This is a genomic window from Paenibacillus sp. FSL H8-0283, assembly GCF_045040675.1.
GTDB classification, from domain to species: Bacteria; Bacillota; Bacilli; order Paenibacillales; family Paenibacillaceae; genus Paenibacillus; species Paenibacillus amylolyticus.
Genome location: NZ_CP150295.1, coordinates 4,536,013 through 4,552,738, shown reverse-complemented (window position 1 = coordinate 4,552,738; position 16,726 = coordinate 4,536,013). Strand labels below are relative to the sequence as shown.

At 43.4% G+C, this 16,726-nt stretch carries 13 protein-coding genes; 5 read left to right on the top strand and 8 right to left on the bottom strand.

The features are described 5' to 3' along the window. Window positions 1-859 precede the first annotated feature (859 nt). Window positions 860-1,957, top strand: coding sequence for a dsDNA nuclease domain-containing protein (locus MHI52_RS20320; RefSeq protein WP_405157537.1), 1,098 nt, complete (start codon window positions 860-862; stop codon window positions 1,955-1,957). Next, window positions 1,954-3,678 carry a hypothetical protein gene (locus MHI52_RS20315; protein ID WP_405157536.1) on the top strand — a complete coding sequence of 575 codons (1,725 nt, stop codon included), beginning with the start codon at window positions 1,954-1,956 and terminating at the stop codon, window positions 3,676-3,678. Before MHI52_RS20320 ends, MHI52_RS20315 begins: the two co-directional genes overlap by 4 nt. Before the next feature lie 294 nt (window positions 3,679-3,972). Here MHI52_RS20315 and MHI52_RS20310 read toward each other — a convergent pair whose 3' ends face one another. Continuing rightward, complete coding sequence (locus tag MHI52_RS20310; protein ID WP_405157535.1) at window positions 3,973-4,191, bottom strand: helix-turn-helix domain-containing protein; 219 nt, start codon at window positions 4,189-4,191, stop codon at window positions 3,973-3,975. Window positions 4,192-4,304: 113 nt separating this feature from the next. Here MHI52_RS20310 and MHI52_RS20305 point away from each other — a divergent pair, with 113 nt between their 5' ends. Continuing rightward, the gene (locus MHI52_RS20305; protein ID WP_024631058.1) at window positions 4,305-4,574 is read left to right on the top strand and encodes a DUF6809 family protein; all 270 of its coding nucleotides are present in this window, start codon (window positions 4,305-4,307) and stop codon (window positions 4,572-4,574) included. A 137-nt stretch (window positions 4,575-4,711) separates the two neighbouring features. On the opposite strand, the gene MHI52_RS20300 is transcribed toward MHI52_RS20305, so the two are convergent. Together MHI52_RS20300 and MHI52_RS20295 are read right to left on the bottom strand one after the other, a co-directional pair. Then, on the bottom strand, window positions 4,712-6,088 hold the full coding sequence (locus tag MHI52_RS20300; RefSeq protein ID WP_405157534.1) for a right-handed parallel beta-helix repeat-containing protein: 1,377 nt from the start codon (window positions 6,086-6,088) through the stop codon (window positions 4,712-4,714). Window positions 6,089-6,640: 552 nt separating this feature from the next. Continuing rightward, window positions 6,641-8,233 carry a catalase gene (locus MHI52_RS20295; protein WP_405157533.1) on the bottom strand — a complete coding sequence of 531 codons (1,593 nt, stop codon included), beginning with the start codon at window positions 8,231-8,233 and terminating at the stop codon, window positions 6,641-6,643. 205 nt (window positions 8,234-8,438) lie between these two features. Here MHI52_RS20295 and MHI52_RS20290 point away from each other — a divergent pair, with 205 nt between their 5' ends. Further along, window positions 8,439-10,403: an ATP-dependent DNA helicase gene (locus MHI52_RS20290; RefSeq protein ID WP_338706507.1), complete on the top strand. Its 1,965-nt coding sequence runs from the start codon at window positions 8,439-8,441 to the stop codon at window positions 10,401-10,403. 492 nt (window positions 10,404-10,895) lie between these two features. On the opposite strand, the gene cysK is transcribed toward MHI52_RS20290, so the two are convergent. From cysK to MHI52_RS20270, 4 genes are all read right to left on the bottom strand, one after another. After that, the gene (gene cysK, locus MHI52_RS20285) at window positions 10,896-11,852 is read right to left on the bottom strand and encodes a cysteine synthase A (RefSeq protein WP_405157532.1); all 957 of its coding nucleotides are present in this window, start codon (window positions 11,850-11,852) and stop codon (window positions 10,896-10,898) included. Window positions 11,853-12,015: 163 nt separating this feature from the next. After that, on the bottom strand, window positions 12,016-12,399 hold the full coding sequence (locus MHI52_RS20280; RefSeq protein WP_036674948.1) for a hypothetical protein: 384 nt from the start codon (window positions 12,397-12,399) through the stop codon (window positions 12,016-12,018). A gap of 466 nt (window positions 12,400-12,865) precedes the next feature. Beyond that, the gene (locus tag MHI52_RS20275) at window positions 12,866-13,099 is read right to left on the bottom strand and encodes a hypothetical protein (protein WP_017687536.1); all 234 of its coding nucleotides are present in this window, start codon (window positions 13,097-13,099) and stop codon (window positions 12,866-12,868) included. After that, window positions 13,096-14,133 (bottom strand): nucleotide-binding protein, encoded by a 1,038-nt coding sequence (locus tag MHI52_RS20270; RefSeq protein WP_083677397.1) that lies wholly within the window; start codon window positions 14,131-14,133, stop codon window positions 13,096-13,098. The genes MHI52_RS20275 and MHI52_RS20270 overlap by 4 nt, the downstream gene beginning before the upstream one ends. 949 nt (window positions 14,134-15,082) lie before the next feature. Between MHI52_RS20270 and MHI52_RS20265 the strand changes: the two genes are divergently transcribed. Beyond that, entirely contained in the window at window positions 15,083-15,817 is a 735-nt protein-coding gene (locus tag MHI52_RS20265) for a YitT family protein (protein WP_036614465.1), read from the top strand. A gap of 125 nt (window positions 15,818-15,942) precedes the next feature. Here the strand turns inward: MHI52_RS20265 and MHI52_RS20260 are convergent, their stop codons facing one another. Then, window positions 15,943-16,413, bottom strand: a complete 471-nt coding sequence (locus MHI52_RS20260) for a DUF2188 domain-containing protein (RefSeq protein WP_405157531.1) — start codon at window positions 16,411-16,413, stop codon at window positions 15,943-15,945. Window positions 16,414-16,726 lie beyond the last annotated feature (313 nt).

The following is a 16,726-nucleotide window of genomic DNA, read 5'->3' as shown; positions in this document are numbered from 1 at the left end:
GAGTATCTCTATAAAATGATGCAAATCTCTATTTTTATGAGATTTTAAAATTTTTGTGAATGATGAAAGTATGAAGGGTACCTTAAATTTGCAGATGGAATGTATGGAGAACGAACTCAATTTAAAATAGTTGCTGGAGCATCATTGGATAGTAATAACACTCCAAATCGGAAGATATTACTTCTGGAGAATATACTTTGAATTAACCAAGACAATTCTAACTGTTAACTCAGATGGAAGTATGTACATTACTTCAAGTAAGCCAGCAACAGTGTAATTGGTAGAACAATTGGTCCCGATCGACCAAGTAACAGCTCTGGGTAAGGATTAAGTGACTGAAGCCGATGTAGGTACTTTGGTTCCGACTCAAAGTTTGTTCCTGGAACCTATAGATTAATCACAATCAATAGAAATGTAATTAATGGCATTGTATTGAAGCAATAGATTAAATACAGGGCCGCTTTTTATTTTATTTTTTATTTTTTTATTCAAAAGCAAACATATGTTCTTATTTGTGTTAGAATTATTATATTGAGCTCATGAAAAAAAATCTATGAATGGAAGGAGGTATCGGTATAGTCGACATTACTACAAAAAGTAATCACAATTTGATTTTTCTGCTTGTAGAATGATGCATCTTTTGCCCAGCTCCCAGGCAACCTTGTCCTCAAATCATGGCAGAATAGGGAAATCAATTGATTAGCGGAAGTTCACGGAAGAGAATAAAGAAGAAAAATGCATAAAATAGAAGGATTTTGAATATATTTGTCGAAATATTCCTAATACTATAACCCCTTGTATGACGGAGGAAATGGATTAATGCAAATTTATATAAATAATTTGTGTAGAGGAATAGACAATGAATAATCAAAGTAAAGCTGCTGTAAATGCTGGGGTTCATGGTTCGACGGGCACTGAATTTCAAAAACATTGTGCCTTATACTTTTTGTTCGAAAAGTACAAAGATATAAAAGATAGAAAGTACTTTATTTGTATAGAGCACCATGATGATTTTTTGTTTTGTTATCAAACCTATGATGAACTTATCTCCTCCATTGACTCTTATCAAGCAAAGAAGTCTTCTGAAAAGTGGGAAATGAGTGGCTTGTATGAATTACTTGGAAAAATGACTGGAGTAGGATTATCACTGAACGCAGATAGTATGCCGAAAGAAAAAAACTATAAACATAACTTAGAATTTATAACGAATAACTCTATAAAATTAAGTAATGGTGCCAAAGGAAAGGGCAAAAATAAAAGTATAACTATAAACGAAAGCAATAGTAGGTTGAAATTTACTGAGTTAGATACAGAAATCACTAACAAAATTGAAGTGGAAATTAAAAAAATACTTGGCAATGACTTAGAAGGTTTAAAAGAATTAAATAATATTTCACTAGCCTATATTGATTTTCCAAAGAAAAGTGCTGGGCAAAAGGATTCATTAGTTGGACAGTTTAATAGAATATTTGGAGAAAAGGTCAGTGATCATAGAGCTGCTGTAGATGCTCTGTTGCTTTTATTTAGAGATGTAGAAAACACTTTAAACCAAGGTAATGTTGTGAAGTTAATGGATGAAACGAAACGAGTTAGTTCTTCAAGTATTAATGATGCTATTGATGTAATTACTACAAAAACGATGGCATTTGATTTGTGGCGAAACGAGGAAAAAGAAGTGTGTAGAAATCTGGAAATTGCCATTCCAGAAAAGAGTGAGTTTAAACTAAATTTTATTAATAGTTTTGATAGATTTAAAGATTATCAACAAGTTGAACATAAAAAAATACTCTCCTTTGTTAAGGATAATAGTAATATAATGTATCGCTTTACCGTGGAGACTGATTGTATTTTAGAATTATATCAGATGTTTCGAAAGAACGTAAGTTCTCAATTGTCAGAGCTTAGTATAAAAGCAGCTATTTATGCTGCATATATAGAAGTAAGGGGGCAATTATGAAAACAAAATTATTAATTAATAAACTTTTTGCATATTCAGAAAGTAAAAACAAATATTTTTACACAGAGTTTGATGATGATACAAACATTATTTATGGAAAAAACACATCAGGAAAAAGCACAGTTTTTCAAATGCTCTTATACACTTTAGGAATAAACGACAATAATGACCACCTAAAAGAAATTATTGAAGAAGGTGCTTTTTTAAGGGTAGATGTTCAAGTGATTAATAATCGAAAAAGTGAAAAAGTTACTTTTGTTAGAGATGATGAAACCATTTTCATTAAAAGGTTCGATAAACCCACTATGAGGTTTAATGGTATTAGAGCGAATCAGTCTGCTGAACATATTAAACTTAAAGGGTACCTCCATGAACTATTTAACTTCTCGCTTAAATTAGAGAATAAGGAGGGATACAAAGCTGCTCCAATAGAAGCAATGTTTTTGCCTTATTATATACCTCAGTCAGTAGGGTGGGTATATCTTAGAAAATCTTTTAGTAGCTTTGAATATTATAAAAATCTTAAAGAAGACTATCTTGACTATTATTTGGGAATCGAATCACTTGTTGATAGGGATAAGAAACAGGAATTAGAAAGAAAATTGAAAAGTAAAGAAGATGAAATTAAATTTTATATGAATTTAGAAAAAAATAATGACGAGTTCCAAATTACAAAACTAATTGATGAAGAATTCATTGAAGAGTCATTAGAATATATTAAGTCACACAGTGATAACCAGGTGCTTTTAAATAAAAATGAAGAAGAATATATTTCTAAATGTAATGAACAAAGCTATTATAAAGAACGGCTGTCTTTACTTCGGAAAGTGTCAAGGCATCATAAGAAACAAAACCCTATGGGGGGGGCATGTCCTGCTTGTGATCGTGAACTCTCATTTAGTATTACTTCATCATATAAGTATTTTCAAGAAGAGAATGATACTGAGTCAGAAATAGTAAAATGTAAAGAAATGATAAAGAAGCTGCAATCGGAAATTAATTCTTTGGGAAAACGTATAAATGATCTTAAAGAAAGTAACTTAAAAACATACAAAATACTAAAAAGATATTTTAAACATAATTTATCTTTTGATAGTTGGCTGGATAATAAAGTGAATATACAGTTGATTCATGATATTAAATATAAGCTAGGGGTATTAAGTGCTGAAAAAAATAGTATAGAGAATAGTCTCAAAGGATTTAAAACACAAGAAGAGGTTCAAAAATCTAGAGTGTCCAAAAGTAAAGAATTTGAACGGATATTTATAGCTTATGTTGATGATTTGGGTGTTAAAGCTTTAAAAGAAGATAGATATATATCATTATATAACATTTCAGCATTTCCTTCTCAAGGAGTAGAACTTCATAAAACAGTACTTGCATATAACTTTGCTTTGAATAAATTAATAGAAAAAACTGATGGTATACATCGTTTTCCCTTTATGCTCGATGCAATTTTTAAGGAAGATATAGAGCAATCCAATAAAAATGCTATTGTTGAGTTTATTGGGAAAAATAAACCTACCGATACTCAATTAATAATATCAATAGCAGAAACTAAAGAAAACGAAAAAAATATACACGAATACAATAAGAAGTATTTTAATGGAAGTGCTAAATTGATATGTATAGGAGAAGGAGTTAGAGAACGCGCATTTTTAACTCACTATGATGGTAGCATGGAAAATTATTTAGATGAGACTCTGAATATTATTAATTGATAAGTGTAATTAATTTTGAGCTACACGAATCATTTAGTGGGACGACAGAGATGTCGTTCTTCTTTGATTGTACAGCAATTGAACTGTGCTCACCTTATCTGAAGACGCTTTTGAAGTCGTCAAGCTCGAAAATAAGCCTATGTTCTTATCTATTGGATATAGCTAGTTGTTTATTCACACGTACCTGTCAATCATGAGATACCTGAAACAGTTCTGCATAATTATATTTTTAGTTAGAGGCTATGCTTACAGTGGTTTTGCTTAGCCTCAATTTATGTTTAGAACCAATTTCGTTCAACTTGAAGGATATGGCCTTCTTACATCCGTACGATTCAAAAGATAATCTGTACTGGTTTGATGATAATCAGCCAGCTTTATCAATATAGCTGTGGGAATATCCAATTCACCACGTTCATAGTTGCTATAAACACGTTGACTACAGCCAAGATAGGTGGCCATCTGTGTTTGGGATAAGTCTTTGTCTTCACGAAAATTGCGTATACGAGCGTACATTATCATCACCTCACCAATATCATACTTTAGCGTGTTATCCGCTATTGATTTTTAGCGGAAAATCCGCTAAAGTATAGTGAGAATAGTTGGTAAAAAGACTAGGTGGGGATAACATGTCAAACCTGATCGAAGATTTGTTTCACGGGAACCTGCGGTTGGACGAGTCGATTCATCCTGAGCAGGCCGAGTATCAGGAGATCAATCGCCAGATATCGGACCTGATGCAGGACTACAAAACACAGCTTACCGAGAACGAATACGATGCTCTGGAACAACTGATAGACTTGATAGGACAGTCCACGTCCATGTATGTGGAAGCGGCGTTTGAGCAAGGTTTTCGCACAGGCGGCAGGCTCATGATTGAGGTTTTAGCCAAACCTTGAATATCTATATACCTTATAAGGTAGCGGCAGACAATACAAAGCAATTCAAAAATCCCCTCCTCCATTACCACCGATCAGGCTGGCATGGGGGAGGGGATTTTGCTTTTAAATTATTCCTTTATCTAAATAACTACCACTTACCGTGCCCCAATATTCTTACCCGCTGGCGTACCCGAGCCGATCAAATCACTGCCACCCACAAGCTTGAGGAAATTACCCAAGACAGGTGTTCCGTCTGCGCTGCGCGTTACCGAAGGCACGAGGGAGACAAAGTCGGCTGCGCTGGCGAGCAGGCCTTTGGCGTTCTCACTTTTTTTGTTCTTCCACCAGACGTTGGTGCTGCTGACGTCAGTTCCGCTTGTTTTGTCACTGGCGCCGCCTTGGAAGGACAGGTTGTTGGTGAAGATGTGGGTGCCTACATCAAAGGCAAAGTTGCTTTGCCCATTGTTCCAGGAGGTGTTATTTTTCATCTGGATCGAACCGGGATTGCTGTTGTAGGTGAAGCCGTGCTTTTTATTATTAAATGCAATGTTGTTCTCGACGATATGATTTACCGCAATCTTCTCACCGCCGAGCTTGAAGCCGTTGCCATCACTGTTGGAGGTAGAAGTGCCGTCTGCGGTTGCGCCATTGGCGTAGGCGATGCTGTTGCGGATCGTAACCGCGCCGATGGCGCCTGTATCTGTTTTACTATACAGATCCCAGCCATCGTCCACGTTATAGGCTGCAATACAACCGTCGAAGACGTTGCCCGGGCCTACGGTCAGTTTGGCCGCAAAACCGTCTGCATCCTCGCCGTCATCCGGGTCATAGTTGTTGTGGGAGTATGAACGAATCACTTCATTATATGCTGGCCATTCACTCTTGGCGGCTGTGGAAGCATAACGTCCCATTTGAATACCCGTATCCCGGTTGTGATGAGCTTCAATCTGCTCCAGACGGTTGTAACTACCTCCGATGAAGATGCCGTTGTCGCCCGCACCTTTCACCTCAAGCCCTTTGACGAACCAGTAGTCTCCGAACATTTGCAGTCCACGATTGGTGGAAGCGAAGGCTTGGGCTGAGAAATCAAAGACCGGTTTTTCCGATCCATACGCTACCAGGTTTTTACGTTGGCTCGATGTACCGCTGTTGCCACGTTCAATGGTAATGGTCTGGGAGAAGTTATAGTTACCGCCGCGTAGATAGATCGTTTTGCCTGGTGCGATCTGGGTCAATGCGTTAGCCAGTGACGTTGGACTGTTCAGTGTTCCCGGATTGCTGGCTGAGCCGCCAGGAGACACATACAGATCACCAGCAGCAAGTGCGATATTCGAAGTCGCCACCGATTCAGAGGGATTTTGCAAGCTGCTCTCGATCAGTTCCTCAGCACCGGCCGATCCACCACCAATTAATAATAGAGGGAACGCGGCACTCAGACAGATATGGGCCATTTTGGATTTGAGGGAGCGTTCCTTCAGAGAACGTGCAGATCGTGCAGATACATGAGTAGATGTGGATGGGAATAATTTCATTACGTAGACCTCCTTGGTTAATTGGGAATAGAATGAAGAGCATGTGGTAGCCGTGTACCAGACGTTACCTATGAGATAGATCATGCCGGCTGGTTAGATGTAATCTCTAGGACACAGCTTTATGGTAAATGTTGTAAGCGTTATCATCAATAATCATCTGATCAGATGGAGGTACATGCAGGCAGGTCAGGCCTGCAAGCTTCCAATGCCTGTAATATCACGTGAATTATGTAATCTTTCCATTGGGTGATAGCTCTCATTTAACGAAGAATCATCTGAAATGAACGTAGAGAAGTACGCTTTTCCATCCTCAGAGTACCAGTTTTACTTATGATCCACTCCTATGAACTTCATTCAACCTAAAATAAATAGAAGCCTACATCCTGAAGTGAAGATTATACTCAAACTAGTCATGAAAAAGCCCTGATAGCAGCTGCAATTGGCAACTTGACGATCAGGGCTATGTTTAATCCAGAACGTAATCTCCTTACTCAAAATACCCAAATGTACCAACAGTGTCAGACTCAGCGATCCAAACGCTGTCCATCCACCTTAATATCCGTCCGTCTCACGACTGCGTTTCTCTGCTTGCTCGACACTTGGTTCATGTTTCGGTTGGACTGTGGCACTATCATCGGTTGGAACAGAGGCCAGCCCTTCAGCCACACGACGACCATAATCGGCATCGGCTTGGGTAAAATGAGAGATCATGCGCTCCCGGATATCCGGTTTGCATTGCGCCAAAGCCCCGACCATGTTGCTGACCAACTCATCTCGCTCCCAATCTTCGAACGCCCGATACGTATCACCGGCTTGACCAAAGTCATTCGTACGCTCAATCTTCTCACGAACAAGTCGGCCTTCCACCAGTGGTTCATGCTCCTTACCACGTGGCGCCGCTTCCTTTAGTCCACCGAGCGAGGAAGGTTCATAGTTCACATGTGGATTCTGACCCGGTGCCCGATCGACCTGATACTGCATCTGCCCGCCGCTCTGATTGGTTGCCACCCGGTTTTTCGGCGCATTCACAGGCAGTTGCAGATAGTTCGCACCCACCCGGTGACGCTGGGTATCCGAATAGGAGAAAGTCCGTCCTTGCAGCAGTTTGTCATCTGAGAAATCCAGCCCGTCTACCAATACACCTGTGCCAAACGCTGCTTGCTCCACTTCATTGAAATAATCCTCGGGATTACGATTCAGCGTCATTTTGCCCACAGGTAGAAAAGGAAACTGCTCCTGCGGCCACAACTTGGTCGGGTCCAGCGGGTCGAAATCCAACTCCGGATGCTCGCCGTCTTCCATCACTTGAACGCACAGCTCCCATTCGGGATAGTCCCCTTGTTCAATGGCGTGATACAGATCCAACGTCGCATGGTTGAAGTTCAGTCCCTGAATCTCGCTTGCGTCTTTTTGCAGCAGGTTGCGTATCCCTTGATTGAGCGGTTCCCAGTGGTATTTGATGAGTACGCCCTTGCCTTCCTGATTGACCCATTTATATGTATTGACGCCCGAGCCTTGCATCTGCCGATAATTCGCTGGAATGCCCCATGGAGAGAAGAGGAATGTCACCATATGGGTAGCTTCAGGACTTAATGATACAAAATCAAAAAAACGCTCCATATCCTGTGCATTGGTCAACGGGTCTGGCTTGAAGGCGTGTACCATATCCGGGAATTTAAGCGGGTCGCGAATGAAAAAGATTTTCAGATTGTTACCCACCAGATCCCAGTTGCCATCCTCGGTATAGAATTTTACAGCAAATCCGCGCGGGTCCCGCAGGGTCTCCGGTGAATGTCCACCATGTATAACGGTAGAGAAGCGAACGAACACGGGCGTTTGTTTGCCTTTTTCCTGAAATAGACGTGCACGTGTGTACTTCGATACTGGTTCACTCCCGGCTGTTCCATACGCTTCAAATACGCCATGAGCACCAGCACCACGGGCATGGACCACACGTTCCGGAATACGTTCACGGTCGAAGTGAGTAATCTTTTCGAGAAAATGATAGTTCTCCAGCGTAGTCGGTCCCCGGTTGCCAACGGTTCGTACATTCTGATTGTCCGTAATGGGATGACCTTGTCGATCCGTTAATGTCTCAGGGTCTTTGTCTGAGGAATGCTCTGATTGTGAAGACTGATGATTCATGGAGTGGAGCACCGCCTTTCCTTAAAGTGGATTCCTGTATATATTTTCCCTGAAAATTGGTTCTATACATTAAACCTCGCAAATAATCTCGTAAAAAAAGCTTGTCACCCGCTTCATCGCGTGAGATAATTAACTTTTGCCCTGCGGCCTTTTTTGAACGGAAAATGAAAGAGGACCGCGTCTAAGAATGGAGGCTGACCTAGGATTGTCTACACAACGTTATCCTTTTGCATATGATCCGGCTGAACCTTTTGTATCCCGTCTGGGAGAATGGGTCGCCGATGTTTTTTACGATATTTTGCCAGAGTTCGGCTTCGAGGTACGGGATGAACAGATTTTTATGGCGTACCAGCTCGAACGGGCCTATGGAGATAAAAAGACCATTATGGCGGAGGCCGGTGTCGGAACAGGCAAGACGTTAGTCTATCTGCTCTACGCGGTCTGTTATGCACGTTATACGGGCAAACCGGCGGTGATCGCCTGTGCCGATGAGTCCTTGATTGAACAGCTTGTGAAGCCCGGTGGAGATATTGCGAAGCTGGCTGCACATCTGGACTTGGAAGTGGACGCACGTCTGGGCAAATCACCGGATCAATACGTCTGTCTGAACAAACTAAGTGCGATGCGATTTGCGGATGAAGATGCGCCTGTTATTGAAGAAGTGCATGAGAGTCTGCCGGATTTTGTGAACACGCCGGGTACACTTCAGGCCTTCCATCCGTATGGTGACCGCAAGCAGTATCCACATCTGAATGATCGTCAGTGGAACAAAATCAACTGGGACCCGTTCCAGGATTGTTTTGTTTGTCCTAAAAGACAACGTTGCGGCCTGACGCTGTCGCGTGACCATTACCGACGTTCCAAAGACATCATCATCTGTTCCCATGATTATTACATGGAGCATGTGTGGACCTATGATGCGCGCAAACGCGAGGGACAATTGCCACTGTTGCCTGATCACAGTTCAGTTGTATTTGATGAAGGACATTTGCTGGAAGAAGCAGCCCTGAACGCACTGAGCTACAAGCTGAAACACCGCATCTTTGAGGAACTCGTCACTCGCCTGTTAGAAGGAGAGATTCGTGAATCCCTCGCGGAGTGTGTAGATGAAGCGATTGAGAGCAGTGAGCGACTGTTTGCATTGCTGGATACGTATACGGTGGCGATCCCTGGTTCGGAACGGAAAGAAGTTCGGGTAGAAGCACCGCTTCTGCGTGAGATTGAACGTCTGACGAGTGTGCTGGATGCGATCGGTGAGGAACTGGTATTTGAGAGCGGATTGTTCTCGCTGGATGGTTATCAGATGCGTGTCGTGGAAGAACATCTCGATATGATTCAGTCTGCGCTTGCCTTGTTCCGCAAGGAAGATGGTTACATCTGTTGGGCGGAAGAGAGCGAGGATGAGACGACCTTATCGATCATGCCGCGCACCGTGAAGGAAATGCTGAACGAGCGTGTGTTCAACACAGGTATTCCAATTGTATTCTCCTCCGCGACGTTATCTGTGGACAGTTCATTCCGTTATGTGGCGGACAGCCTGGGCATTGATGATTTTGTATCATTCTCGGTGGCTTCCCCGTATGATTATGCGGACAAAATGAAGATGAAAATTACCGATGAAGCTATACCGGGTCACCCGGAGAACGAAAATCGCATGCGTGATGCGGTGTCGTTACTTCAGGAGAGTGGAGGACGTGCGCTGGTTCTGTTCCGTACGATGGAAGAGCTACGTGCGTTCAAGCAGGACATCGTTCATGTACCTGAAGCAGAAGGTTTGCGCTTTATGTATGAGGGCGACCGGGAGATCAGTGATCTGATCGCGGCATTCCAGCAGGATGAGGAGAGTGTGTTGTGCTCCGTTAATCTGTGGGAAGGTCTGGACGTTCCAGGCCCGTCATTATCCAATGTCATGATCTGGTCGCTTCCGTATCCACCACAGGACCCTGTCTTCAATGCAAAACGCAGTGCGTCGGCAGCACCATACGAAGAGATCGATCTTCCGTATATGCTCTTGCGTGTGAAGCAAGGTCTCGGACGTCTGATTCGGACAAGCACGGATTCTGGTTCCGCGGTCATTCTCGATGAATCGCTGTATACCAAAAAGGAAGCCAAAGACCGCATTGCGGCTCTGCTTCCTGAAGGTGTGGAATGGACAACCCTGACACACTAACCAGCTTAGGTTACATGTTCTTGCTTTATTTTTGATGATAAAGTTTCTTGCCAAAATAAGTTCTTGTTCTCTGCGGATTCACCATCCGTAAGTGAGCAAGGGCTTATTTTTTTATTTTAATGGTTCCTTCAATGTACTTCTCTTCCCTTTTTTCAAGGGATTTCCCCTCGTTCCTCGCTACCAATTCCTTCAACATTCTAACGAACCTACCGCACCTTGTTAGGGTGATCATTAAGTGATGTAAATTCTAACGAATCTCAGTAACGTTATCCCGTCCGAAAGTGGCTTTTCAACCTGGAAATCGACCGAATTTGGAGAAATAACGTCGCTGTGATTCGTTACACGTCAAACCCACGCAAAGAGGAGCGAATTGCGTGGGTCAGGTTCATTAGAACCAATGACCAATGAGCGCTAATAAGGGAGGGCCTCTGTCATGCTCATGACTTATGGGAGATGGAAGCCCCTTTTTGATGTGTGCAGATTTTAGCTGTGTTAAAAAATACCCATGCTCAGATACCGTTCCCCGGTATCCGGCGCAATGCAGAGCACGCGGTGCCCCGGCCCCAGTTCCTTCGCAATGCGAAGGGAGGCCCACACCGAAGCGCCAGAGGAAGGGCCGAGCAACAGCCCTTCCCGGGCAGCAAGTTGCCGCATCGTATCCAGTGCGTCCTCATCGGACACCTGGATGATGGCATCCCACACGTCGGTATTCAGGATGTCCGGAATGAACCCCGGACTTGTACCGACGAGCTTGTGTGGTCCGGGCTCGCCACCGGACATCACCGGAGAACCTTTGGGCTCCACCGCATAGATGCGGATGTCAGGTAACTGCTTACGCAGTTCTTCCCCGCTGCCAGTAATGGTTCCGCCGGTTCCCGCCGTAGCGATGAAGGCGTCCAGCCTGCCTTCCATCTGTTGCATAATCTCGGGAGCCGTCGTGATCCGGTGAATGTCCGGGTTCGCCTGATTCTCGAATTGCTGCGGAATCAAACTTCCTGGAATGTCTGCCTGAAGTTCTTTCGCTTTGCGAATCGCACCAGGCATCCGCTCCGCAGCAGGGGTGAGCACCACATCTGCGCCATAGGCTTTCAGAATGTTGATGCGCTCCTTGGACATATTGTCCGGCATAATCAGAATGGCTTTATATCCTTTGGCGGCGGCATTCATCGCAAGACCAATCCCGGTATTTCCGCTCGTCGGTTCAATAATGGTAGCACCAGGGAGCAAGTGTCCCGCAAGTTCAGCCTGAACGATCAGGTTGTAGGCGGCACGGTCTTTGACGCTGCCACTTGGGTTGAAGTATTCCAGCTTCACATATACGTCAGCGGAGTCGCTGCCTGTGAGTCGGTTTAGTTTAACAGCAGGTGTATGGCCGATCAGTTCTGTTACATCTGCGGCAATGCCTGTATGTGCGGGTGTTTGTTTAATCGAATGTGTATTCAAATCCATGAAGTACAGCTCCTTGATTGATAAGACGTTGAGAGTATATCCGGTTGAAACTATATCATGCCTTATTGGAATGGTTGGATATCTCTATTCCATCTTAATGAACGTAACCTTCCGTGGTCAACTTGTTTTGCTGGGGAATGGGTTATATATTGTCAGAGTTGTATCAAGTCTGCGCCAAGTCCATCTGCAGATGCCGACTGAGTTCTTTTTTGACTTCATTGCGTGCGAATGTCCACAGCATATAGAACCGTTGCCAATACCCTCTGCACATATACAGAGTTTCGATTCCCTCGGCTTCCCGTTTCTCTTCCAGTACTTTGACACCGCGTGTTCTCATCTGTTTACGAAGGGCCAACATCTCCTTGAGCACATTGTTTTGAATGCGGGTCAGCGACAGAATGTAGACTTCGGGCATCTTCAGCAGCAACGTATCCAGTGTGTGAATATCTCGTTCAAGTACATCCAGCAAAAGCGTACGCACAACCAGACCTTTAATCAGACGATGGTCTTCATCCGCAGGGGATGGGGCGGAAGTTGAGGATGTCATATGTTCACTTCCTTAACCTTTAATTGGAATTTTATATTTACAGAACATGTGTTCCTATATTATAATCAATATATGTAATGGAGATACACAATACAACCGAGAAATATTGGAAGCACACATTATCGCATTTTCCTAAAGGTACAGATAATGAGTGAGGCTAGGGATTTAGGGACAAGCCTGCTCCAAAATAAGGTATAATTTATGGGTTTTGCAGGAAACCTAAGGCCATAAACCAAATAAGCCTTATGCAATGCATCTGCTACAGAAGTAATTACAAGCAATGAATTAAAGCAGTGAATTACAATAAGGATTTCAGAATGACTTGCCGCAACACGATGGCACCAGGTCAACGAGTAGAAGCAGTTTTATTTTAGCGAAAATGAGCAACAAAAAAGCCCCTGCCTTGGGCGGCGGGGCCTATGAAATACTGCCGATTCAGCGGCAGGTTTGATGATGTGTTCAGAAATTAAGCAAGATATTGAGGCTTTTCGTAGAACGCCTCTTTTTCAAGGATGACCTTATAAGGTCTTTCCTTGCCCTTCAGGGAGGGCCCAATGGTAGTTAGCGGTACGGCCGGCTTGTGGAAACGATCTTCTTCCTTGGGTTCCGGAACCGGTCGTGATGATTCGGGCGCAGAACTGAGGCGTACTTTTTTTTCGCTGCCCCAGCGCTTGCTTATTTTTTTCGTTTCCGGTTTCATTCCGGTTCGCCTCCTAACAAATCGTTGATGGCGTTGAACAGTTGACGATTCTGTAGGTCAATCTGCTGAAATACCGCCTCATCCGCTTCAATATGTCCAATAATGTGAACGGTGATTACATACCTCTTGGCTACAGGATAGCATAGCAGATACTCTTTCTCAAGGTAATCATCATACAGGTTAATCTTGATTTTATTCTCCCGGTAAGAATCAATCACCAGAATGCGCTTGGGATCATCCGGTTGTTTGTCGTCGTTAGCGGACAAGTCATACTTTCTCCCCGGTTCTCCAACATTACCACATAATTGCTCAATGTAACCACTGTCATCTGTACGGTATATGGCTGTGCCACGTACAGCGAATGGAGGATGAGAGACAAAGGCAGTACGCAGGGCATCGCTCATTCGCTCCAGCATCTTGGCATCTGCTTTGCGGGTACGCAGTAATTCCCTAAAGAACCGCAGCAACTTAAGCAGTTGTAACCTTGCTTCTCCCTCAGTGCGTTTATGCTCCTCAATGATGTTCTCCAATTCTGGATCACTCCAGCGTCCTTGTTCCTCAATACTGTCTGCGATTTTGGAACATGCCACGGACACGGCTGGTGCCCACTTTCCGTCAGAACGGATTTCATATACGAGTGGATTTAACCCCAGCAGATCTGTGGGCATACGCAATCCTTCGACCTTGGTTGTGTCCTTGATGTCTGTAATATCCTCAGGAAGAATGAAAAAAATACGTTTTCGTCCCAGACGACCCATAAACAGACCCATTTCCAGCATTGTATTATCCCGGACCGACGCGTAGTACTTCCCGCGAATTTTGGATATATCATCCGGATGAAAAATAAAAATGGCAAAGTCAGTCGTACGGACCTCTACTTCCAGATCGTCCATGGTATAGCTGCTTGGATTAAAAACCCCGGAATACCAAGGGGTAACTTCGGCTGAAAAACGTAAGTTTTCGTGTACTGCGGCTGCAATCGGCTTCGCTTCCAGCGAGCAGCCAATAAAGACTCTTGGCTTTAACGTTTTCATCAATCCGCCTCGCTTAAACGGTAGTGGGATTCAATTGTTATATTATACCATAAACAGCAGAGTAAGTCTGGAAACGTCTGAACTGGACAAAGAATAAGCCGATTACGTTTGCTATAGTGTATGTGTGAAAGGAAAATGATTCCTTTAAAAAGCGCAAGAAAATAAAAAAAGGCCCCAATTTGTCACAGTTGGGTGACTGACAGTTATTTTTGGAAGCTTTGGTCATAGAATAAAGGAGCAGGTTGCACCATTAGCAAGCATTGCTTATCCTGGTGTTGCCGTATGACTGCTGGAGCAGTCCAAAGGCTGCTTTATGCCTGTTTTTGAGGGGTCTACTGTTTAGACCCGGTCACGTTGGTGTTATATAATAGAAGAACAAGCAAGTTAGCTTTGGTGTTTAAACTGAATGAACTTGCAACTGCTGTAAGTTGGATTTACAATTTACACAGGAACGAAGAGTGCAGAACCCATCTGTAGAAGCGAAGCGTTCGTCTGAAAGCTTTTTGAATGAAAGCAGATTCGGAAGCATAAGCGATCACCGGATTTTCCCCAGAGGGAAAATGGAATTCCAAAAATCCGGGGATAACCGCGATCAAAAGAGGGTACTGTAATCCAAGTGTAAGTGTACAATTAAATGTTCAAGCTTATGCATTGTAGTTATTTTTCAGTTTAACTGAGCACAGCTAACCACAACAGAACAGAAAGGATCAGGATACCATGAGTTCCCGAAGGACAATCTCCCCAAGGACGATCTGGAAACGTTACGATCTCTCATACACATAGCGCCCCTTGTAGAGTACACCAACCGGTTCAAAAAAACGGCTGACTCTGCGAAAGAGGGGATTGGAATGAATATTCGAAGGACGTACACGATGATTTCTTCCAGGCTTACCTTTTGCAGGGTACGGTCGGTCTAAAAAACCAACCTACAAACTGCGAGGGAACCTGAATGAAGAGAACATCGTTAACCTTACAACACGTTAAAACAGAGGCGATCAAATTCGCCATTATGCTACTCGGTACATTTATTTTAGCTTTTGCTTATTATCACATTAACTTTCAGAATCATTTATCGGAGGGCGGATTTGTTGGTCTGGCCCTGCTCGGAAAATACGCAACAGGCTTATCACCTGCTATCGGTATGTTGTTACTGGACATTCCGGTCATGATCCTGGCTTGGTTCCTTAAAGGCTGGAAATTCATGATTCAGGCATTGCTTGGCGTCGGTGCATTTTCCCTATTCTATGACGGCTTTGAACGATACTCCACACTGGTATTGTCGTTTAACGGAAATCTGTGGATTCCGGCAGTTCTATCCGGTATATTGACAGGGGTAGGCGCTGGGATCGTGCTTCGATTCGGTGGAGCGACAGGTGGAGACGATATTCTCGCCGTGCTGGTTAGCCGCTGGAAGGGATGGAAGCTGGGAACAGTTTTCTTTGTCAGCGATGCTTTTGTATTGGGATTGTCGCTTTTCTTTCTTCCGGTAAAAGAAACTTTATATACGATTCTGGCCGTATGGATTGCCAGCAAAGTCATCACGTACGTCGTTAGTGTTCCGGCTCGCGGAACCGTGGTTACAACTTCGGCTGTGAAATTGCCGATGCCATCGGCTGCAGCCAAGGCAGTTAACGCTGCTGCTATTTCACAACGGACTACGGTGGCTAGAGGTGTATCCAATTAACCATACGTTTCAGAACAACCATAACCTGTATGCATCATATTCAGGTCTTGATAGTTAAAGTTCATACAAAATCCCTTTTGACTGCTCTTCAGCAGCAAAAGGGATTTTGTTGTTTTCCGATTCATTCAAGACTTGATCGAAGAAGCAATCTGACCATCCTGATTATGGATAATCGCTCGAATATTTTGTTTGCTACTCAGTTCTTTGGCCTTATCTACAGCTTCTGCCTTAGTATCAAATGTGGACAGATAGGTAGACTTTCCTTCTTCTTTGATCGCCCAACCGGAGTCGGTAGGCACGACATGGATGTTGTCATGACTTTTGGACGAAGAAACGGGCTTGGAATGACGACGATCCGTGGAAGACGACTTTTTAGGGTTGGAATTATCGGAAGAAGATGTGGAGTCCGATTTCGAACTTTCCGGTGCGGGATGATTTTCATCCCATTCTTCCGCCTTAGCTGTCGCTATGGCAATCGAGCGTCCTTCCTCATACCCGTCATCGAGCAGAGCATTGGCAATCTCAATTGCTTTATGTCTAACACGTGGTTCCAGATTCTTCATGGATACCGGATAATCCTGTTTGTTCCAAGGCATATGAACCCCTCCTGTACAATAATGGATTAATTGTATATTACCCTGTGAGGGGAGGGATAAACGATGAACAGCCGAGGTCGTAAGTGCATTTACCGATGATCTATATAAATTGAAATAAACATTTACACGAAACGGAGAGGACAGAAAAAACCTGAAGAAACGAAGTGTTCGCCTTTATCCCCGAATTTACCCCTTTATAAAAGGAATCAAAAAATCTGGGGATAACAGCGATCGGAAGGTTGTTCTGTCATCGGAGTGTCCATTGTAAACATTCTTTATTTAAACTTATATAAAAGGATCTCGTTCCTATACT